Raw genomic sequence first — 20,212 nt, 5'->3', positions numbered from 1 at the left:
ATGTAAAACGCCAGCCGTGTGCTGGCGTTTTGCTTTCTATTCGGTGGCGAGCCTGTTTGTTAAGGTGGCGACCATTAAATCGCCTTCGCGAGCAAGCCCGCTCCCACACTTGAATGTATTCGCAAATCAAAATGTGGGAGCGGGCTTGCTCGCGAAGGCGTCAGTTCAGTCACCACCCATTTCAAGGAAGAACACCCCATGGGTAACCCCCTGGCCGGCATCGGCATGGACTCCAACCGCTCGCAGTTCATGGCGCGCCAGCGCATTGAAAGCCAGATCAACCTGCCGCGCCTGTTCGCGGCTATCGACGCCGACCCCGGGATTGTCGGCGCAGGCGTGGTGTATATCGACGCTGACTTCAACATCATTACCCTGCGCGAATTCAAGCCCATCTGCAGCATCAAGCCTAAGCGCATCATTTTGCGTGAAGCGCAGAAGTACATTGCGCCAACGCAGTTTGCTCAACATGTCGTGAGCAATCCTCGAGAGTCCCGACTGATTGGCGAGGCCGTAAATACCGGAATCTCCTGCTTTGGGGCTGTCATCAGTTGGGCTGCGATTGCCAGTGGAACCATTCTGGTGCCTTTCAGCGCTGGCGCCAGTTCCGTCATCGTTGTAGTGGGGTATGCGGCTGCCGGCGCGAGTATGCTTCAGTGCTTTAACGGCATTGCCCGAACAGCGCTGGAAGTCGCCAAACCTGAGGTCAAGGATTCGCTCGACAGTGAAGGCTGGTACCAGAATGCGTCCATTGTGCTGGACGCCGTATCACTGGCTGGCGTGGGCGCTTCGGCCCTGACGACGGTCAAGCTGGTCAGGGCCGCCAAAGCATCGACGGGCAAGAGCCTGCGTGATGTGCTTCGCGGTTTGAATCGCCAGGAAAGAGCCAAGCTGACGAAAGAGCTGCTGAGCATCAACCATCCCAGCTTGACCGCGAAGATGATCAAATTGAGGCAGGCGTCGGGCGAACTCACCAAGCGTTTCACCCCTACGCAGCTCAAGCACAGCACCACTACCCAGATCAAAGACGTCCTCGGCGCAACCATAGGATTTGGCGGGAGTGCGTACTCCGGAAACGTCAATACCATCGCGATTGGGTTGTACGAGGAAATAAACGAATGAACGAGTTAATGACGCTACGCGACTTTTTCAGGCAATACTTTCTGACGTTTATGGGCGGCGTATTTGCTGCGTGTTTTTCTTTGGCGTTGGCTGTGGCGCTGGCGTTCATCACCTATTTTCGTGATGCGCCCATTGCTCAAGTGGGGCTCAAGATCATGTCTGCCGGGGCGCTGCTCATTCTATTGACGGTCCATAGCAACTTTATGATTTTGCGGGGCCGCCCCTCCTGGGTGTGGGTGATGGTCGGCATCTACGTCGCCTGTCTACTGTTTGTCGTCCCAATGCTTCAGTACCAGCCTCATAAAGTTCTCTATGGGTTGGCGCTGTTATTCCCGTTCCTTGGATTGTTGATACTTAACAGCAAGGTTCAACGAGAGATGCGTGCAAAACTGGTGGGAATCCGTCGCATTCGGCAATCTGTCAAATCAACCGTTGGGTCGAGTAGCCGCATGTGAAGGAGTCGCCGTCGATAACCGGTTTTTTCGCGCGCTATTTTCCAGTTCATGGGGACGATCTGATGGTGATCTCCTCCAATTCCCGCTTGGGCTATGATGTTGTCGCCATCCCAGGCAAGCCCGCGGTTGACCGCATTCCAGCATTGAAACCCGGTCAACTGTGGGAGCCGGGCTTGCCCGCGATGAGGCCAGTCTGGCCGCCCTCGACTTCAAGGAAGAACACTCATGGGTAACCCCCTTGCTGGCATCGGCATGGACTCCAACCGCTCTCAGTTCATGGCGCGCCAGCGCATCGAAAGCCAGATCAACCTGCCACGCCTGTTCGCGGCGATCGACGCCGACCCCGCCATTGTTGGCGCGGGCGTCGTGTACATTGACGCTGATTTCAACGTGGTCACCCTGCGCGAATTCAAGCCCATCTGCAGTATCAGACCCAAGCGCATCATCTTGCGCGAGGCGCAGAAGTACATCTCGCCTGCGCAGTTTGTAGAGCAGGTGAAGACTGACCCCCGTGAAGGGCGTCTTCAAAAAGAGGCTTTTGATATGGGGCTTTCTTGCGGCGCAGCGATCATCGGCTGGGTTGTGGTGTTCAGCGGTAGCGTAGCCGTACCATTCACGGCCGGCGCCAGTGCGTTTGTGGTGGGCATTGGTGTCACGGCGGCATTGGCCAGTAGCGCACAATGCGGGTTCGGCGTGGCGCGCACCTATAACGAAATACTGGATCCGGATGCCAACGACCGCATGGACGACGCCGAGTGGTATGGCGCAGTTTCACCCATCCTGGATGCGGCCTCATTAGTGGGCATCGGCACGGGCGCGCTGACCACCGTAAGGCTGCTCAAGGCCAATAAGGCCGCGGCATTGGGCAAGAGTTGGTACGAGCTGCTCAAGGGTTTGAGCCGCCAGGAGCGCAAGAAATTGACCAAGGAATTGCTGAGCCTTCGGGACCCCAGCCTGACGCCCAAGCTACTCAAATTGCAGCAACGCGCCGGCAAGCTCACCAAGAGCTACAGCTCTACGGAGATCCGCCATGCCACCCTGACCCAACTCAAGGATGCCTTGGGCGGGCTCTTGGGAATATGGGGCAGCCATCGAACAGGTCACGTCGGCACTGCCGAGACCATTGCCATCGGCCTGTACGAGGACCTGACGGAATGAAAGGCTTTCCCGACATGGGCAGTTTTCTCGCGCGCTATTTCCCCGTGTTCATGGGCACGATTTTCATGGCGATCTTTTCCGGCTCCGCTGCGGTTTCCACGGCGGGCGTAACCTATTTGCGCGACACTGATCCCGCGCTTAAATCCGGCTGTTCGGGCGCTGCGATCCTGATGCTGGTCGCGGTGCTGGTATTTGGCAACGTCATGATCGCGCGCGGCTATCCGTGGGCGACGAAACTGGTGGCGGGCTATCTCGGCGCTTGCCTGTTGTTCGTACTGCCAATGATTCAATACGACCTGCACACTCTGGTCTATGGCTCGGCTGTGCTCTTCCCGCTGCTTGGATTGTTGCTGCTCAACAGCAAGCGCCATCGCGAAATGCGCCAGAAGCTGCTTGAGATCCGCCACCTGCGCCAAGCCGCGATCGCCAAGCGCAAAACCGGCTGATTGGGTAGATTCCCCACCCGCCTTCACACCGGCGCCACAAATATGTGCGTCACTTGCACCATGGCACCGCCGTTGGCGCCGTTTTGGTGCTGTACTGCACCGGGTCTTACGATAAAGCGCAATGACCGCCGCTCTGGCATAAGTCTTGCGCGCTTTGTTCCCATGCCCTGGCTCGCAGGAGGCCGCCGTGTCGATTCATGTCGCGTTGCACCACGTTACGCATTACCGCTACGACCGCGCTGTCGAGCTCGGCCCACAAATCGTGCGGTTGCGCCCAGCAGCCCATAGCCGCACGCGGATTTTGTCCTACGCGCTGAAAGTGCTGCCTGAGCAGCATTTCATCAACTGGCAGCAGGACCCCCAGGGCAATTACCTGGCGCGGTTGGTGTTCCCGGAAAAGACTGACGAGCTGCGCATCGAAGTCGACCTGGTCGCTGAAATGGCGGTGTTCAACCCCTTCGACTTTTTCCTCGAGCCCTATGCCGAGAAAATCCCCTTCAGCTACGCCGCCGACGAGCAGCGTGAGCTGGCGCCGTACCTGGAAACCCTGCCGCTGACGCCGAAGTTCGCCGCGTACCTGGCGGGTATCGACCGCACACCCTTGCCGGCCGTGGACTTTCTGGTGGGCCTCAATCAGCGCTTGGCGGCCGATATCGGCTACCTGATCCGCATGGAGCCAGGCGTGCAAACCCCAGAGTTCACCCTGGAAAACGCCTCTGGCTCATGCCGCGACTCGGCCTGGTTGCTGGTGCAGATTCTGCGCAATCTGGGGCTGGCAGCACGTTTCGTGTCCGGTTACCTGATTCAGCTCACGGCTGACGTCAAAGCCCTCGATGGGCCCTCCGGCACCGAAGTGGACTTCACCGACCTGCACGCCTGGTGCGAAGTGTATTTGCCCGGCGCCGGCTGGATTGGCCTGGATGCCACGTCCGGGTTGTTCGCCGGTGAAGGCCATATTCCGTTGGCGTGTAGTCCCGATCCATCGTCCGCCGCACCGATCAGTGGGCTGGTGGAGCCTTGCGAGTGCGAATTCACCCACGAAATGTCGGTTGAGCGGATTTGGGAAGCCCCACGCGTCACCAAGCCTTACACCGAAGAACAATGGCTGGCGATCCAGGCCTTGGGCCGTCAGATCGATGGCGACCTGCTCAAGGACGATGTGCGCCTGACCATGGGCGGCGAGCCGACCTTCGTTTCCATCGACGATCCCGACGGCGCCGAGTGGAACACCGCCGCCTTAGGTCCGGACAAGCGCCGACTGTCTGCCGAGCTGTTCCAGCGCATGCGCAAGCACTACGCACCCAAGGGGTTGGTGCACTTCGGCCAGGGCAAGTGGTACCCCGGCGAGCAACTGCCGCGTTGGTCGCTCAACTGCTACTGGCGCCGCGACGGTGTGCCGATCTGGCACAACAGCGCGTTGATTGCCGATGAGCAGGCGGACTACGGCGCTGACGGTGCGCTGGCCGGACGTTTCCTGGCCAGCGTCGCAGAGCGCCTCAAATTACCGGCGCGCTTTGTGTTCCCGGCGTTCGAAGACAACTTCTACTACCTGTGGCGCGAGGGTGCGCTGCCGCAGAACGTCACCGCCCAAGATCCGCGGCTGAGCGACGATCTGGAGCGCGAACGCCTGCGCAAGGTGTTCAGCCAGGGCCTGGATAAAGTCATCGGCCAAGTGCTGCCGTTGGCGCGTACGGCAGCCAATGACCGCTGGCAAAGCGGGCGCTGGTATTTGCGCGACAACCACTGCCGCCTGGTGCCGGGGGATTCGCCGCTGGGTTATCGCCTGCCATTGGCCTCGCAGCCGTGGGTGACGGCGGCGGAGTATCCGTTTGTGCACCCGACTGACCCGAATCAGGATCAGCCGGAGCTGCCGTCCACTGTGCAACTGCAACACCATGGTGAGGCCGCGCCGAGCGAGGAGCGTGTGCCCAAGGTGGACGAGTCCGCCGACTGGCTGACTCGCACCGCTCTGTGCGCTGAGGCACGGGAAGGGCGCCTCTATCTGTTCATGCCGCCCCTGGAGCGCGTCGAAGACTATCTGGAACTGGTGGCAGCCATTGAAGCCACTGCCGAAGAGCTGCACTGCCCGGTGTTGCTGGAAGGCTACGAGCCGCCGGCCGACACGCGGCTGAGTAACTTCCGCGTCACGCCGGACCCGGGTGTGATTGAGGTCAACGTGCAGCCGTCCGCCACTTGGGACGAATTGGTGGAACGCACCGAATTTCTCTACGAAGAGGCGCGGCAAACGCGATTGACCACCGAAAAATTCATGATCGACGGGCGTCACACCGGCACCGGCGGCGGTAATCACTTTGTACTCGGTGGTGCAACGCCCAAGGACTCACCGTTCCTTCGCCGACCCGATCTGCTGCGCAGTCTGATCAGCTACTGGCACAACCATCCGTCATTGTCCTACCTGTTTTCCGGCCTGTTCATCGGCCCGACTTCCCAGGCTCCACGGGTGGACGAGGCGCGTAATGACGCGTTGTACGAACTGGAAATCGCCTTCGCACAAATGCCAGAACCCGGTGAGGAATGCCCGCCGTGGTTGGTGGATCGCTTGCTGCGCAACCTGCTGATCGACGTGACTGGCAACACCCACCGCGCCGAATTCTGCATCGACAAACTCTACTCGCCGGACGGCGCCACCGGCCGCCTCGGCCTGCTGGAACTGCGCGCGTTTGAAATGCCGCCCCATGCCCGCATGAGCCTGACCCAGCAATTGCTGCTGCGCGCCTTGGTCGCGCGATTCTGGCGCGAACCCTACGCGCCGCCGAAGCTGGCACGTTGGGGCACAGAGCTGCACGACCGTTTCCTGCTGCCGCATTTCATCGAGCAAGACTTTGCCGACGTGATCGTCGAACTCAACAGCGCCGGCTACCCGCTACGCGCCGAGTGGTTTGCCGCGCACCTGGAATTCCGTTTCCCCAAAGTGGGTGACTACGCCGTCAGCGGGATCGAGCTGGAGCTGCGTCAGGCTCTGGAACCCTGGCACGTCCTGGGCGAGGAGGGCGCGGTCGGCGGCACAGTGCGTTATGTGGATTCATCCCTTGAGCGCCTGCAAGTCAAATTGACCGGGCTGCCCCCGCAGCGCTACCTGCTGACCTGCAATGGCGTCCCGGTGCCGCTGCAACCGACTGGGCGAGTCGGTGAGTTCGTCGCTGGCGTGCGTTACCGCGCCTGGCAACCGGCTAACTGCCTGCAACCGACCATCCCGGTGCATGCGCCGCTGGTGTTCGATCTGCTGGACACTTGGATGCAGCGTTCGCTGGGCGGCTGCCAATACCACGTCGCCCATCCGGGTGGGCGCAACTACGACAGCCTGCCGGTGAATGCCAACGAGGCAGAGAGCCGGCGCATGGCGCGGTTTTTCCGGTTGGGGCATAGCCCAGGGAAGCTCGACGTGCCGACGGTTGTCATTAACGACGAATTGCCGATGACCCTGGATCTACGGCGTTTCCCCAATAAAAATGACTGAATGCGATCCCCTGTGGACGCTAGCTTTTGTGGTGAGCGAGCTTGCCTCGCGCGGGGCAAGCCCGCTCACCACAAAAGCCTGGGGCTACAGGGGATTTGCAGTGTTTGTTGAGTTAATCTGAGCCCCCTTGCCTCTGCCGAGCGTTCCATGTCCGACTTGCTCGACCGTTACCCGCTGACCGCGGGCACTTATCACGAACTGCTGGATGACAGCGGCGCGGTGCGTGCCCATTGGCGGCGCTTGCTGGATCACCTGCAACGCAGCACGCCCGCGCAACTGGCCCAGCGCCAGGCGCTGTTGACCCGGCAGATCCAGGAAAACGGCGTGACCTATAACGTCTACGCCGACCCCAAGGGCGCCGACCGCCCGTGGGAGCTGGACCTACTGCCCCATGTGTTGGCCGCTGATGAATGGCAGCACCTGTCAGCGGGTATCGCGCAACGTGCCCGCCTGCTCAATGCCGTACTGGCCGATCTCTATGGCCCGCAACGCCTGATCAAGGAAGGCTTGCTGCCGGCTGAGCTGGTATTCGGACATAACAATTTCCTGTGGCCGTGCCAGGGCATCCAGCCGCCGGACGGTGCGTTCCTGCACCTCTATGCCGTGGACCTGGCGCGCACGCCGGATGGTCGCTGGTGGGTCACCGCCGACCGTACCCAGGCGCCGTCCGGTGCCGGATATGCGTTGGAAAACCGCACCATCGTGTCCCGCGCCTTCCCGGATCTTTACCGTGACTTGCAGGTGCAGCACCTCACCGGGTTCTTCCGCACCTTGCAGGAAACCCTGGCCCGCCAGGCGCCCGGTGATGACCAGCCGCCCCTGATCGTGCTGCTGACGCCCGGCCGTTTCAACGAAAGTTACTTCGAGCATCTTTACCTCGCCCGCCAGCTCGGCTACCCGCTGGTGGAGGGCGGCGACCTCACCGTGCGCGACAGCACTGTGTTCCTGAAAACCCTCAGCGGCCTACGCCGGGTGCACGCGATCATGCGTCGCCTCGACGATGATTTCTGCGACCCGCTTGAGCTGCGCACTGACTCGGCCCTCGGCGTACCGGGTTTGCTGGATGCCGTGCGCCAAGGCAATGTGCTGGTGGCCAATGCCCTGGGCAGCGGCGTGCTGGAATCCCCCGGTTTGCTGGGCTTTCTGCCGAAGATCAACGAATTCCTGTTTGGCGAAAAACTGATTCTGCCGTCCATCGCCACCTGGTGGTGCGGTGAGGCGCCGGTGCTGGCCGAAGCGCTGGAGAAACTGCCGGAGTTGCTGATCAAACCCGCGTTTCCGTCGCAGAGTTTTGCGCCGGTATTCGGCCGCGACCTCAACGACGAACAACGCCAGGCCCTGGCCGAGCGCATGCGCGCGCGGCCCTACGCCTACGTCGCCCAGGAGCTGGCTCAATTGTCCCAGGCGCCGGTATGGCACACCGTGGATGACCACCTGCAACACCGCGCCATCGGCATGCGCGTATACGCCGTGGCCAGTGACGACGGTTACCGTGTGCTGCCCGGTGGCCTGACGCGGGTGGCAGCCGAGGCCGACGCCGAAGTGGTGTCGATGCAACGCGGCGGTGCGAGCAAGGACACCTGGGTGCTCGGCGAACGCGCCGCCGGTGGCGAACACTGGCGTGCACAGCGTGCGATTGGCGCCCATGACCTGGTACGCCGCGATCCCTATCTGCCGTCCCGCGTGGTGGAAAATCTGTTCTGGTTTGGCCGTTACTGCGAACGCTGCGACGACAGCGCGCGTTGGCTGCGTATCGTGCTGGCGCGTTATGTGGATGGCGACGACCCGCTGGCCCTGCAGGCGGCTGTCGAGCTGGGTGAAAACCTGCGGCTGCTGCCGGAAGAGGGCGAGTTGCCCGAACGCCTGCTGGCGGCGCTGCTCGGCGATGACTGGCCGTCGAGCCTGCGCGCCAACCTGCAACGCTTGCAGTGGGCGGCGTCCCAGGTACGCGGCAAGCTGTCCCGGGAGAACTGGCAGGCCCTGGTGGAGTTGCAGCGCGAAGCCATGGAGCTGGAAAGCGAGTCACCGGATTTTGGCGAGTTGCTGGACTTCCTCAACCGTCTGGTGATGTCCCTGGCGGCGTTGTCCGGGTTTGCCCTGGACGACATGACCCGTGACGAAGGCTGGCGCTTTTTGATGATGGGCCGGCGTATCGAGCGCCTGCAATTCCTGAGCAGCAGCCTGGCGGCGTTCCTGCGCGGCGTGGCGGTGTTTGACCAGGCGGGATTGGAGTGGTTGCTGGAACTGGGCAACAGCAGCATCACCTACCGTTCGCGTTACCTGGCGGTGCCGCAGTTGATCCCGGTACTCGACCTGCTGTTGCTGGACGAGCAGAACCCCCATGCGGTGTTGTTCCAGCTCAAGTTGGTGAGCCGCACGCTGCGGCGTCTCAATGACGACTTTGGTGTGCCACGTGAAACCGGTCTCGGCCCGTTGGTGGAGCGCCTGGCGCGGTTCGACCTGGGTTGCCTGGAGAACCCGTTGTTCGGCGAATCCAGCGTACGTGCCGCGCTGGACGGCCTGGCGGACCTGCTGCAAGCAGTCGCCGATGAGAGTGGGCAAGTGTCGGACCGCCTGGCCTTGCGTCACTTTGCCCATGTGGATGATGTCAGTCAGCAAACGGTGTCGGTGTGATGAGTGCGCGCTACCAGATTTTCCACGATACCCATTACCACTATGACAGCCCGGTGTCCCTGGCCCAGCAGTTGGCGCATTTGTGGCCACGGCCGTGCGCCTGGCAGCGTTGCAGCTTGCAGCAACTGGATATCAGCCCGGAACCGACCTCGCGCCGCGATGAGCTGGACGTGTTCGGCAACCCGATCACGCGCCTGGCATTCGAGCGGCCTCATGATGAATTGCTGGTGAACGCCGGGCTGACCGTGGAAGTGCTGGCGCGGCCGGCGCTGGATTTCCAGCAGTCGCCCGCCTGGGACCAGACCCGCGACAGCCTGACCTACAGCAGCCAGCCTATGTCCGGTGAATTGATCGAAGCCTGCCGCTACCGCTTCGAATCGCCCTACGTGCACTTGAAGAAAACCTTCGTCGAATTTTCCGAAAGCTGCTTTCCTCCCGGCAAACCGCTGCTGCTGGGCGTGCAGGCGCTGATGGAAAAGATCTTCAGCGAATTTACCTTCGACGCCGAGGCCACCCAAGTCGCCACGCCGCTGGTGGAAGTGCTGGAGCGCCGTCGCGGCGTATGCCAGGACTTCGCCCACCTGATGCTCGCCTGCCTACGCTCGCGGGGCCTCGCGGCACGCTATATCAGCGGCTACCTGCTTACCCAGCCACCGCCCGGCCAGCCACGGCTGATCGGCGCCGATGCGTCCCACGCGTGGGTCTCGGTGTATTGCCCGGTTTCGGGCTGGGTGGATTTCGATCCGACGAACAATGTGCAGCCGGCACTGGAGCACATCACCCTGGCCTGGGGCCGGGACTTTTCCGATGTGTCGCCGTTGCGAGGGGTGATTCTGGGGGGAGGGAGCCATGACCCGGAGGTGAGGGTAACGGTGATGCCGCTGGAATAACGGTGGATTGTGCCGAGCCGGGCGGGCCGGCTCAGCACAAAGGAATTTATTCAGCCGGATCTTTTGGTGTTTCGGTCTCGTCGCTCGTTTCTTCACCATCAACATCGGCGTTCAGCCCATTGGCCTCTTCTTCTGCAGCGGCTTTCTTGCGTTGCAGTTTTTCCTCTTTCTTCTGCTCCTTGGCCAAGTCTCTCTGACGTTTGGCGAAGGAGTAATTAGGTTTGGCCATGGGCGATCCTCTAGGGTCGAAGGTGAGGGTGGCGGCGCGCAGCTGCCTTGGGACGACATGGTAGCAGCTTCAGGGTGCGCTTGGCCTTCACTTACCGCAGGCGTAGGCGGCCAGCAGGCCGTTGAACAGTTGGTTGAGGTGCATGGCTCGGACTCCGATGGGTGATGAGTCGATCATAGTCAGGGGGTTGTACTTTGGCTGGTAGATTGTGTTGATAAGTCTGATAGCCTAAAGTTGTATACAATCTGTTGATTCAGATCATAAGAATTCCTGCCTGATTCAGGCACCCTTGTCGCAATACGCGTTTTTTAAACCCTGCCTTGGAGATTCACATGTTTGCCAAACTCGTTGCTGTTTCCCTGCTGACTCTGGCGAGCGGCCAGTTGCTTGCTGCAGAGTGCAAGGTCACTGTCGACTCCACCGACCAAATGTCCTTCAACACCAAAGCCATTGAAATCGACAAGAGCTGCAAGACGTTCACCGTTGAGCTGACTCACTCCGGCAACCTGCCGAAAAACGTCATGGGCCATAACTGGGTGCTGACCAGCGCCGCTGACATGCAGCCGGTTGCCACCGACGGCATGGCTGCCGGTATCGATAAGGACTACCTGAAGGAAGGCGACGCACGCATCATCGCCCACACCAAGATCATCGGTGCTGGCGAGAAAGATTCGGTGACCTTCGATGTGTCGAAGTTGAAGGCGGGCACTGAGTACGCATTCTTCTGCTCGTTCCCAGGCCACAACTCGATGATGAAAGGCACTGTGACCCTGAAGTAACACCGCGTTATCGTTCTTCGCAGGCAAGCCAGCTCCCACAGTTGACCGCATTCTCATGCTGGAACTAGGTCAACTGTGGGAGCTGGCTTGCCTGCGATGGCGATGAGGCAATCAATACAAAACTACCTGTCTCACCTCATGGCGCAAATGGCATGACCCGCTTGTGCTCGGTCTTGCGGTAGGTGTCGCAGATAATCTTGAACGCTTCCTCACGCACCGGCTCGCCGTGCAGGAACGCATCGATCTCGGCGTAGGTCACGCCATGTGACGCTTCGTCCGGCTTGCCTGGCGACAGGTCTTCGAGATCGGCAGTCGGAATCTTCTCCACCAACGACTCCGGCGCGCCAAAGTGCCGCGCAATCGCACGCACCTGGTTCTTCACCAGGCCGCTCAACGGCGCCAAATCGCATGCGCCATCACCGAACTTGGTGAAAAAGCCCATCACCGCTTCCGCTGCATGGTCGGTGCCGATCACCAGGCCACCGGCTGCGCCTGCGATGGTGTACTGCGCCACCATGCGCATGCGCGCCTTGGTGTTGCCCAGCACGAAATCCCGGGATACCGCAGCCTTGCCCTCAAACGCTGCCACTTCATTGGCCAGCGCCTTGACCGCCGGGCCGATGTTCACGGTGTGGCGCTCGTCCGGCTCGATAAAGTCCACCGAGGCGGTGGCATCGATTTCGTCGAACTGGGTTTCGTAAGGCAGGCGCACCGCAATAAAGCGGTAAGCCTCATCACCGCTGTTCTCACGCAATTCTTTCACCGCGCGTTGGGCCAAGAGGCCTGCGGTCAGGGAGTCGACGCCACCGCTGATGCCCAGCACCAGCGTCTTGAGCCCGGAATTGCGCAGGCAGTCCTGGATAAAGGTCACGCGGCGGGCAACCTCGGCCTCTAGGGCGGCTTGGTCGTTGAACGGCGCTTGGACCTTGAGCTGTTCAGCAATCTCACGCTGTACGGCTTGCATGATTCACTCCTTGCTAGAGATGGCAGGTACTTTGAAAACATGACGCAAATAGGCGACGAAATTCGGGTCGGTGCAGTGGGTCTTGCCCGCTTCATCGGAGATCTTCGCGACGGGTTGGCCATTGCAGGCGGTCATTTTAAGCACGATGCTCATCGGCTCAACACCTGGAATGTCGCAGGTCAGGTTGGTGCCGATGCCGAAGCTCACATTAATGCGACCACGCAGGGCGCGGAATATCTCCAGGGCCTTGGGCAGTGACAGGCTGTCGGAGAACACCAACGTCTTGCTCATCGGCTCGATGCCGAGCTTGTGGTAGTGGGCGATGGCTTTTTCTGCCCATTGCACGGGATCGCCGGAGTCATGGCGCAGGCCGTCGAACAGCTTGGCGAAGTACAGGTCGAAGTCGCCCAGGAACGCGTCGGTGGTGATGCAGTCGGTCAGGGCGATGCCCAGCAGGCCACGGTATTCGCGGACCCAGCAGTCGAGCGCGGCGATCTGGCTGTCGATCAGGCGCGGTCCGAGTTGCTGGTGGGCCATGATCCACTCGTGGGCCATGGTGCCCAGCGGCTTCATATCGAACTCGCGGGCCAGGTGCACGTTGCTGGTGCCGACGAAACGGCCGGGGAAGTCGTGCTTGAGCACGCTGACCACTTCTTCCTGCACCCGGTACGAAAAGCGCCGACGCGTGCCGAAGTCGGCCACTTGCAGCTCCGACAGTTCATCGCTGCTGGCGTTGGCCGTCAGCCAGTCGAACTTGCGGTACAGCTGCTCCCGCGCCTGTTCGAGGATCACGGTCTGGTAACGGTAGCGGTTACGCACTTCGCTGACGATGGCCAGCATCGGCACTTCAAACAGGATCACATGCAGCCACGGCCCGCGCAGGCGGATGAACAGTTCGCCGTTCTCGATGCCAGTCTGTACGTAGCGCAGGTTGAAGCGGAACAGCCCGAGGAAGCGCAAAAAGTCCGGCTTCATGAAGCTGATGCGTTCCAGGAAACCCAACTGGTCGGGGCTCAGGCTCAGCTCGGCGAGGCGTTCGATCTGGTAGCGGATCTCCGCCAGGTAAGGGCGCAGGTCTTCGCTGTTACGGCAGCGGAACTCCCATTCAACTTCCACGTTGGGGTAGTTGTGCAGCACCGCCTGCATCATGGTCAGCTTGTAGAAGTCGGTGTCGAGCAAGTTCTGCACGATGCGATCGGCAAACACACTCTCGCTCATAACGGGAATCTCCAGACGGGTCGGCGATGGGCGCCGACCTTTACGCACAATTAAGGAAGGGGGCTAGTGGCGCATAGACGCGGGTCGGTTTGCCAGTGATTTTTTTGTCGAGGCTACTGGCGCTATCGCCGGCAAGCCGGCTCCTACCTTGAAATATGGAGCTGGCTTGCCGGCGATGGCGGTAGTCAGCCATCCACCTGCTCCATCATCCACTTCACAAAATCGCGCACCTTGGGCACCTCCGCCGAATGCTCCGGATACGCCAGGTAATATGCATCCTGACTGGGCAGCGCATGCTGCCAGGGGATCACCAGCTTGCCATCGGCCAGTTCCTCTTCCACCAGAAAGCGCGGCAGCAGCGCCACGCCACAACCCACCTGCGCGGCACGGATGCACATATAAAAGGTGTCGAACCGCGGCCCGTGATAGCTGTGCTCGGTCTGGTAGCCCTGGCTGGCGAACCAGTCATGCCAGCCCTGGGGGCGCGAGGCGTTTTGCAGCAGCACCAGGTTGCTCAATTGCGTGGGGTCAGAGAATGGCTGCGCCGGCAGGCTCTCCGGCGCGCACACCGGTACAAGCTCTTCGCTGAACAGTTTCAGGCTCTCGGTGCCGGGGCGTGAACCCTGGCCGAAGTAGAACGCCATGTCGGCCTTGCCTTGCAGCAACTCATCCGGCTCCTGTTCATTGCACAGGTCCAGGTGGATCTGCGGGTGACGCAGTCGCCAGCCCTTCAGGCGCGGCACCAGCCAGCGCGCGCCGAAGGTGTAGGGCGTGGAGACCCGCAGCACTTCGGTTTCGCCACCGTAGGAGCGCAGGTAGTGAGTCGACATCTCCACCTGCGTGAGGATCTTGCGCACCTCCACCAGGTACAAGTCACCCGCTGGGGTCATCTGCAAGCGCCGGCGCACGCGGCGGAACAGCAAGTGCTGCAGCAACTCTTCCAACTGCGCCACCTGCTTGCTCACCGCGCTCTGCGTGAGGTTCAGTTCCTCGGCGGCGCGGGTGAAGCTCAGGTGGCGGGTGGCGGCTTCGAAGCACTGCAAGGCGGTGATCGAAGGCAAATGTCTTTTGTTCAGCACGGCACGCCTCTTTTTTATTCTTTGCATGAATAAACGGAATGATATCTCGCCTAATCGTCGTTTGTTGGCAAGTCTTGGGCCAGCTACAAATAAGCTCTGGATCGCCGTGTCGCCAGCGGCGCGAATTTTCTGTTTGAGATTGAAGGAGTGACCCATGGTTGCCGCATTGCTTGATCGTCTCGGGGTAAACCCGGCGCTGTACCAGTCGGGCAAGCAGCCCGTGCATTCGCCGATTGATGGCAGCCGTATCGGCAGTGTGCACTGGGAAGGTGCCGCCGAGGTGGAGCAACAGGTCAGTCGCGCCGAGCATGCATTCGAGGCCTGGCGCAAAGTGCCAGCACCGCGCCGTGGCGAACTGGTGCGCCAGTTCGGTGACGTATTGCGCGAATACAAGGCCGACCTGGGCGAGCTGGTGTCCTGGGAAGCCGGCAAGATCACCCAGGAAGGCCTGGGTGAAGTGCAGGAAATGATCGACATCTGCGACTTCGCTGTCGGTTTGTCGCGCCAGTTGTACGGCTTGACCATCGCCTCCGAGCGCCCAGGCCACCATATGCGTGAAACCTGGCATCCGCTGGGCGTGGTTGGCGTGATCAGTGCCTTTAACTTCCCGGTCGCCGTGTGGGCGTGGAACACCACCCTGGCGCTGGTATGCGGCAACGCCGTGATCTGGAAACCCTCGGAAAAGACCCCGCTCACTGCGCTGGCCTGCCAGGCGTTGTTCGAGCGCGTGCTGAAGAAATTCGATGGCGCCCCGGAATACCTGAGCCAAGTGATCATCGGCGGCCGCGATGCCGGGGCTGCACTGGTGGACGACCCGCGTGTCGCCCTGATCAGCGCCACCGGCAGCACCCGCATGGGCCGCGAAGTGGCGCCGAAAGTCGCCGCACGTTTTGCCCGCAGCATCCTCGAACTGGGCGGCAACAACGCGATGATCCTCGGTCCGAGCGCCGACCTGGACATGGCCGTGCGCGCCATCCTGTTCAGCGCCGTCGGCACTGCCGGCCAACGCTGCACCACCCTGCGTCGGCTGATCGCCCATGAGTCGGTGAAAGAAGAAATCGTCGCCCGCCTCAAGGCCGCCTATTCCAAAGTGCGCATCGGCCACCCGCTGGAAGGCAACCTGATCGGCCCGCTGATCGACAAGCACGGCTTCGACAACATGCAGGACGCCCTGGAGCAAGCCTTGAGCGAAGGCGGCAAGGTGTTCGGCGGCAAGCGCCAACTGGAAGACACGTTTCCGAATGCCTACTACGTGTCGCCAGCGATTGTGGAAATGCCCGAGCAAAGCGACGTGGTGTGCACCGAGACCTTCGCCCCGATCCTCTATGTGATTGGCTACACCGACTTCAACGAAGCCCTGCGCCTGAACAACGCCGTGCCTCAAGGCCTGTCATCGTGCATCTTCACCACCGACGTGCGTGAAGCCGAGCAATTCATGTCGGCAGTGGGCAGCGACTGTGGCATCGCCAACGTCAACATCGGCCCGAGCGGCGCGGAAATCGGCGGCGCGTTTGGCGGTGAGAAAGAGACCGGCGGCGGGCGTGAATCGGGTTCGGATGCGTGGCGTGGGTACATGCGTCGCCAGACCAATACTGTGAACTACTCGCTGGAGTTGCCGCTGGCACAGGGCATCACGTTCGACTGATTCCTCAAGTCGAAGCGCGGTCAATGTGGGAGCTGGCTTGCCTGCGATAGCATCACCCAGGGGTACCTGATACACCGAGGTGCCTGCATCGCAGGCAAGCCAGCTCCCACATTTGATTGGGTTTGCAATTCAAAATAACAGTTGTTTGTTAGGTTTCATCCCGGAGTCTGGCAATGGCACTACGCGAAACATGTTTGTGGGAGCACCTCACCCCCAGCCGGCCGGACCGTGCCGCGCTCAAGGGCGAAGTCAAGGTGGATGTGTGCGTGATCGGCGCCGGGATCACCGGTTTGTCGGCGGCCATTCATTTGCTGGAACAGGGCAAAAGCGTCGCCGTGCTGGAGGCCCATCGCACCGGCCATGGTGGTTCCGGGCGCAACGTGGGGCTGGTCAACGCCGGCATGTGGATCCCGCCGGACGAGATCGAAGCCGGTTTCGGCGAGGCGGTGGGCAGCCAGCTCAACCGCATGTTGGGTGCGGCGCCGTCCCTGGTGTTCAGCCTGATCGACAAATACACCATCGATTGCCAATTGCGCCGTGAAGGCACCTTGCACATGGCGCACAACGCCCGTGGCGAGGCGGATTTGCGCAGTCGTGAAGCACAATGGAAACGCCGGGGCGCGCCAGTGGAGCTGCTTACCGGCCAGGCTTGCGAACAGGCCACCGGCACCAAAAAGATCGCCGCCGCCTTATTGGACCGGCGCGCTGGCACCTTGAACCCGATGGCCTACACCAGTGGCTTGGCCAATGCTGCTGCCGGGCTTGGCGGGCAGTTGTTTGATCACTCACCGGTCACTCAGCTTGAGCGCCAAGGTTCGCACTGGTCGGTGCAGACCGCCCAGGGTTCAGTGCAGGCTGCACAGGTGGTGATCGCCTCCAACGCCTACACCGAGGGCGAATGGACCGAGTTGCGGCGCAATTTTTTCCCCGGCTATTACTATCAGGTCGCGTCGGCTCCGCTCACGGGCGACGCCGCCCAACAGATCCTGCCCGGTGGCCAGGGTTCATGGGATACGCGCCAGGTGCTGAGCAGCATTCGCCGCGATGCCGATGGCCGTCTGTTACTCGGCAGCCTGGGCAACGGCAATCAGAAACCCGCCTGGTTCCTCAAGGCGTGGGCCGATCGGGTGCAGCAGCACTACTTCCCGTACCTCAAATCGGTGCAGTGGGAGTTCACCTGGACCGGCTGTATCGCCTTCACCCCAGACCATTTGATGCGCCTGTTCGAACCAGCGCCCGGCCTCGTAGCAGTGACGGGCTATAACGGCCGCGGCGTAACCACCGGCAGTGTGGTCGGCAAGGCATTTGCCGACTACCTGTGTCACCAGAATCCCCAGGCGCTGCCGATTCCGTTCGCTCCCATGCAACCGCTGGCCGGAGTGGGCCTGCGCAGCTGTCTGTATGAAGCCGGCTTCTCGCTGTATCACGCCGGCCAATGCCTGAGGATCGTGATCTGATCAGCGAAATACCGCTCAAAAGCCTGCATTTTCTTAGCAGGCTACTAATCTGTATTGGTGCAAGTCGTAGCAATCACGCACTGTAAATGTGCAGTTCCGTTACGCCGTCTGTTACAGCTGTAGGAACTGTCGTTTATAGCTTTGGTTGCAGGTGCGACCTGTCGCGGTTGTACTTTTTGGATCCATTGGTTGCACCTTCTGATGCTAGAGGGTTGCACGTCCTGGCGAATGGAGGCGAAACGCCTGCAATAACAATGACACCGTGTCTTTTTGAAGAATAAAAACGTAATGGCACGCGCCTTGCTCTGGGCTTTCAGTGAAAAGTTTGAACGCAAGTTGTCGTGCCAAAAATCAAAAATATCGGAGCACCACTCATGTCCCAGACGTTTTACAAGAAAGGTTTTCTGGCCCTCGCCGTTGCAGCGGCGCTGGGTGTTTCTACGTTTGTTCAAGCTGATGTGAAGATCGGCGTCGCGGGGCCCATGACGGGCGCCAACGCCGCTTTCGGTGAGCAGTACATGAAGGGTGCCCAGGCGGCAGCCGATGTGATCAACAAGGCCGGCGGCATCAACGGCGAAAAAATCGTGCTGGTGGCCGGTGACGATGCTTGCGAACCCAAACAAGCCGTGGCCGTGGCCAACCGCCTGGCTGACCAGGACAAAGTGATCGGCGTGGTCGGGCACTTCTGCTCTTCCAACACCATCCCGGCCTCCGAGGTGTATGACGAAGCTGGCATCATCGCTATCACCCCAGGCTCCACCAACCCACAAGTGACCGAACGCGGCCTGGCCGCCATGTTCCGCATGTGTGGGCGTGACGACCAGCAAGGCATCGTCGCCGGTGACTACATCGTTGACGTGCTCAAGGGCAAGAAAGTCGCCGTCATCAACGACAAGGACACCTACGGCAAAGGCCTGGCTGACGCCACCGCTGCCCAGTTGACCAAGCGCGGCGTCAAGCCGGTGCTGGAAGAAGGCCTGACCCGTGGCGAGAAAGACTTCAGCGCCCTGGTCACCAAGATCCGTTCTACTGGCGCTGACGTCGTGTACTTCGGCGGCCTGCACCCGGAAGCCGGTCCACTGGTTCGCCAGATCCGTGAAGCCGGTTTGAAAGACGTCAAGTTCATGTCCGATGACGGCGTAGTAACCGACGAACTGGTTGCCACTGCTGGCGGCAAGCAATACGTCGATGGCGTGTACATGACCTTCGGCGCCGACCCGCGCCTGCTACCAGACAGCAAGGCCGTGGTGGAAGAGTTCCGCAAAAACGGCACCGAGCCGGAAGGCTACACCCTGTACGCCTACGCGTCGGTCCAGGCCCTGGCCGCCGGCTTCAACGGCGCCAAGTCCAACAAAGGCGAAGACGCCGCCAAGTGGCTCAAGGCTCACCCGGTAAACACCGTCATGGGCGAAAAAGCCTGGGATTCGAAGGGTGACCTGAAGATCTCCGACTACGTGGTTTACCAGTGGGATAAAGACGGCAAATACCACCAGCTGGAAAAACAGAAGTAAGCATTAACGCGACCACGCAGGCACCACAGAGCCACTGTGGGAGCCGGGCTTGCCCGCGATGACGGACTGACAGTCGACACCTGTGTTGAATGTGAAACCGCTATCGCAGGCAAGCCAGCTCCCACAGGGGATCGAGGTTGCCAACTGCATCGTGTCCAGCAACGACTCTGTTTTTTCCTCCAGAAGCGCCGCACACCCACCGGTGTGCAGGTGCTCACCGCGTGAGATTGCGTTATGGATGGTATTTTCCTGCAGCAACTGGTCAACGGCCTGACCCTCGGGTCGGTCTATGGCCTGATCGCCATCGGCTACACAATGGTCTATGGCATCATTGGCATGATCAACTTCGCCCACGGCGAGGTTTATATGATTTCCGCTTACCTCGCGGCGATCAGTCTGGCACTGCTGGCTTACTTCGGCATCGAATCCTTCCCGCTGCTCATTCTCGGCACCTTGATCTTCACCGTCGTCGTCACTGGGGTGTACGGCTGGGTCATCGAGCGTGTCGCCTACAAACCGCTGCGCAACTCCACCCGACTGGCACCGCTGATCAGCGCCATCGGTATCTCGCTGATCCTGCAGAACTACGCGCAGATCGCCCAGGGCGCCAAGCAACAAGGCATTCCCACCCTGCTGGCCGGGGCCTGGCGTGTCGATATCGGCACAGGCTTCGTTCAGTTGACGTACACCAAGGTGTTCATCCTCGTGGCGGCGTTTGCCGGCATGGCGTTGCTCACTTACATCATCAAATACACCAAGCTCGGCCGCATGTGCCGCGCCACCCAGCAAGACCGCAAGATGGCGTCGATCCTCGGCATCAACACCGACCGGGTGATCTCCTATGTGTTCGTCATCGGCGCCGCCATGGCGGCATTGGCTGGCGTGTTGATCACCCTCAACTACGGCACCTTCGACTTCTATGCCGGCTTCATCATCGGCATCAAGGCGTTTACCGCAGCGGTACTCGGCGGCATCGGCTCCCTGCCTGGGGCGATGTTGGGCGGGATCATCCTCGGTATCTCCGAGTCGTTGTTCTCGGGGTTGATCAACTCTGATTACAAAGACGTGTTCAGTTTCTCCCTGCTGGTGGTGATTCTGATTTTCCGTCCCCAGGGCCTGCTTGGTCGCCCACTTGTGGCGAAGGTGTAAA

At 60.9% G+C, this 20,212-nt stretch carries 16 protein-coding genes; 12 read left to right on the top strand and 4 right to left on the bottom strand.

Annotated elements, in window-relative coordinates; all coding sequences use genetic code 11:
• Positions 1 to 198 precede the first annotated feature (198 nt).
• The 7 genes from EJ576_RS04275 to EJ576_RS04245 all read left to right on the top strand — a co-directional run bounded on the left by EJ576_RS04275 (position 199) and on the right by EJ576_RS04245 (position 10,180).
• Positions 199 to 1,119 (top strand): NAD synthetase, encoded by a 921-nt coding sequence (locus EJ576_RS04275; RefSeq protein ID WP_123474052.1) that lies wholly within the window; start codon positions 199 to 201, stop codon positions 1,117 to 1,119.
• The gene (locus EJ576_RS04270) at positions 1,116 to 1,574 is read left to right on the top strand and encodes a hypothetical protein (protein WP_100491617.1); all 459 of its coding nucleotides are present in this window, start codon (positions 1,116 to 1,118) and stop codon (positions 1,572 to 1,574) included. The genes EJ576_RS04275 and EJ576_RS04270 overlap by 4 nt, the downstream gene beginning before the upstream one ends.
• Positions 1,575 to 1,799: 225 nt before the next feature.
• A complete protein-coding gene (locus tag EJ576_RS04265) occupies positions 1,800 to 2,732 on the top strand; it encodes an NAD synthetase (RefSeq protein WP_126569630.1) in 933 nt (310 codons plus the stop codon).
• On the top strand, positions 2,729 to 3,178 hold the full coding sequence (locus EJ576_RS04260) for a hypothetical protein (RefSeq protein ID WP_123474050.1): 450 nt from the start codon (positions 2,729 to 2,731) through the stop codon (positions 3,176 to 3,178). Before EJ576_RS04265 ends, EJ576_RS04260 begins: the two co-directional genes overlap by 4 nt.
• Positions 3,179 to 3,365: 187 nt before the next feature.
• Positions 3,366 to 6,656 (top strand): DUF2126 domain-containing protein, encoded by a 3,291-nt coding sequence (locus tag EJ576_RS04255; protein ID WP_126569629.1) that lies wholly within the window; start codon positions 3,366 to 3,368, stop codon positions 6,654 to 6,656.
• Between the two features lie 147 nt (positions 6,657 to 6,803).
• A complete protein-coding gene (locus EJ576_RS04250) occupies positions 6,804 to 9,290 on the top strand; it encodes a circularly permuted type 2 ATP-grasp protein (RefSeq protein WP_033897400.1) in 2,487 nt (828 codons plus the stop codon).
• Positions 9,290 to 10,180 (top strand): transglutaminase family protein, encoded by an 891-nt coding sequence (locus EJ576_RS04245; RefSeq protein WP_016976923.1) that lies wholly within the window; start codon positions 9,290 to 9,292, stop codon positions 10,178 to 10,180. Before EJ576_RS04250 ends, EJ576_RS04245 begins: the two co-directional genes overlap by 1 nt.
• 46 nt (positions 10,181 to 10,226) lie before the next feature.
• Here the strand turns inward: EJ576_RS04245 and EJ576_RS04240 are convergent, their stop codons facing one another.
• Positions 10,227 to 10,409: a hypothetical protein gene (locus tag EJ576_RS04240; protein WP_016976924.1), complete on the bottom strand. Its 183-nt coding sequence runs from the start codon at positions 10,407 to 10,409 to the stop codon at positions 10,227 to 10,229.
• A gap of 332 nt (positions 10,410 to 10,741) precedes the next feature.
• Between EJ576_RS04240 and azu the strand changes: the two genes are divergently transcribed.
• Positions 10,742 to 11,188: an azurin gene (gene azu, locus EJ576_RS04235; protein ID WP_126569628.1), complete on the top strand. Its 447-nt coding sequence runs from the start codon at positions 10,742 to 10,744 to the stop codon at positions 11,186 to 11,188.
• 136 nt (positions 11,189 to 11,324) lie between these two features.
• Here the strand turns inward: azu and nadE are convergent, their stop codons facing one another.
• The 3 genes from nadE to EJ576_RS04220 form a co-directional block, all read right to left on the bottom strand.
• On the bottom strand, positions 11,325 to 12,152 hold the full coding sequence (nadE, locus tag EJ576_RS04230) for an ammonia-dependent NAD(+) synthetase (protein WP_126569627.1): 828 nt from the start codon (positions 12,150 to 12,152) through the stop codon (positions 11,325 to 11,327).
• 3 nt (positions 12,153 to 12,155) lie between these two features.
• Positions 12,156 to 13,370: a nicotinate phosphoribosyltransferase gene (gene pncB / locus EJ576_RS04225; protein WP_012721934.1), complete on the bottom strand. Its 1,215-nt coding sequence runs from the start codon at positions 13,368 to 13,370 to the stop codon at positions 12,156 to 12,158.
• A 185-nt stretch (positions 13,371 to 13,555) separates the two neighbouring features.
• Positions 13,556 to 14,449, bottom strand: coding sequence for a LysR family transcriptional regulator (locus EJ576_RS04220; RefSeq protein ID WP_126569626.1), 894 nt, complete (start codon positions 14,447 to 14,449; stop codon positions 13,556 to 13,558).
• A gap of 154 nt (positions 14,450 to 14,603) precedes the next feature.
• On the opposite strand from EJ576_RS04220, the gene EJ576_RS04215 reads away from it, so the two are divergent.
• The 4 genes from EJ576_RS04215 (at position 14,604) to EJ576_RS04195 (ending at position 20,211) form a co-directional block, all read left to right on the top strand.
• Entirely contained in the window at positions 14,604 to 16,094 is a 1,491-nt protein-coding gene (locus EJ576_RS04215) for an aldehyde dehydrogenase family protein (protein WP_126569625.1), read from the top strand.
• Positions 16,095 to 16,267: 173 nt separating this feature from the next.
• Complete coding sequence (locus tag EJ576_RS04210; protein WP_126569624.1) at positions 16,268 to 17,551, top strand: FAD-binding oxidoreductase; 1,284 nt, start codon at positions 16,268 to 16,270, stop codon at positions 17,549 to 17,551.
• Between the two features lie 374 nt (positions 17,552 to 17,925).
• Complete coding sequence (locus tag EJ576_RS04205) at positions 17,926 to 19,062, top strand: branched-chain amino acid ABC transporter substrate-binding protein (RefSeq protein WP_126569623.1); 1,137 nt, start codon at positions 17,926 to 17,928, stop codon at positions 19,060 to 19,062.
• Positions 19,063 to 19,296: 234 nt separating this feature from the next.
• Positions 19,297 to 20,211 (top strand): branched-chain amino acid ABC transporter permease, encoded by a 915-nt coding sequence (locus EJ576_RS04195; protein ID WP_003188099.1) that lies wholly within the window; start codon positions 19,297 to 19,299, stop codon positions 20,209 to 20,211.
• The last annotated feature ends 1 nt before the right edge of the window (position 20,212 follow it).

It is taken from the genome of Pseudomonas sp. C 49-2, from assembly GCF_003970195.1.
Classification (GTDB): domain Bacteria; phylum Pseudomonadota; class Gammaproteobacteria; order Pseudomonadales; family Pseudomonadaceae; genus Aquipseudomonas; species Aquipseudomonas canadensis.
This window is presented reverse-complemented; position numbering and strand designations above follow the sequence as displayed.

Coding starts and splice junctions, on each gene's coding strand:
- EJ576_RS04195 (WP_003188099.1), top strand. CDS start 19,297: ATGGATGGTATTTTCCTGCAGCAACTGGTCAACGGCCTGACCCTCGGG.
- EJ576_RS04215 (WP_126569625.1), top strand. CDS start 14,604: ATGGTTGCCGCATTGCTTGATCGTCTCGGGGTAAACCCGGCGCTGTAC.
- nadE (WP_126569627.1), bottom strand. CDS start 12,152: ATGCAAGCCGTACAGCGTGAGATTGCTGAACAGCTCAAGGTCCAAGCG.
- EJ576_RS04205 (WP_126569623.1), top strand. CDS start 17,926: ATGTCCCAGACGTTTTACAAGAAAGGTTTTCTGGCCCTCGCCGTTGCA.
- EJ576_RS04240 (WP_016976924.1), bottom strand. CDS start 10,409: ATGGCCAAACCTAATTACTCCTTCGCCAAACGTCAGAGAGACTTGGCC.
- azu (WP_126569628.1), top strand. CDS start 10,742: ATGTTTGCCAAACTCGTTGCTGTTTCCCTGCTGACTCTGGCGAGCGGC.
- EJ576_RS04250 (WP_033897400.1), top strand. CDS start 6,804: ATGTCCGACTTGCTCGACCGTTACCCGCTGACCGCGGGCACTTATCAC.
- EJ576_RS04275 (WP_123474052.1), top strand. CDS start 199: ATGGGTAACCCCCTGGCCGGCATCGGCATGGACTCCAACCGCTCGCAG.
- EJ576_RS04260 (WP_123474050.1), top strand. CDS start 2,729: ATGAAAGGCTTTCCCGACATGGGCAGTTTTCTCGCGCGCTATTTCCCC.
- EJ576_RS04270 (WP_100491617.1), top strand. CDS start 1,116: ATGAACGAGTTAATGACGCTACGCGACTTTTTCAGGCAATACTTTCTG.
- EJ576_RS04210 (WP_126569624.1), top strand. CDS start 16,268: ATGGCACTACGCGAAACATGTTTGTGGGAGCACCTCACCCCCAGCCGG.
- pncB (WP_012721934.1), bottom strand. CDS start 13,370: ATGAGCGAGAGTGTGTTTGCCGATCGCATCGTGCAGAACTTGCTCGAC.
- EJ576_RS04265 (WP_126569630.1), top strand. CDS start 1,800: ATGGGTAACCCCCTTGCTGGCATCGGCATGGACTCCAACCGCTCTCAG.
- EJ576_RS04245 (WP_016976923.1), top strand. CDS start 9,290: ATGAGTGCGCGCTACCAGATTTTCCACGATACCCATTACCACTATGAC.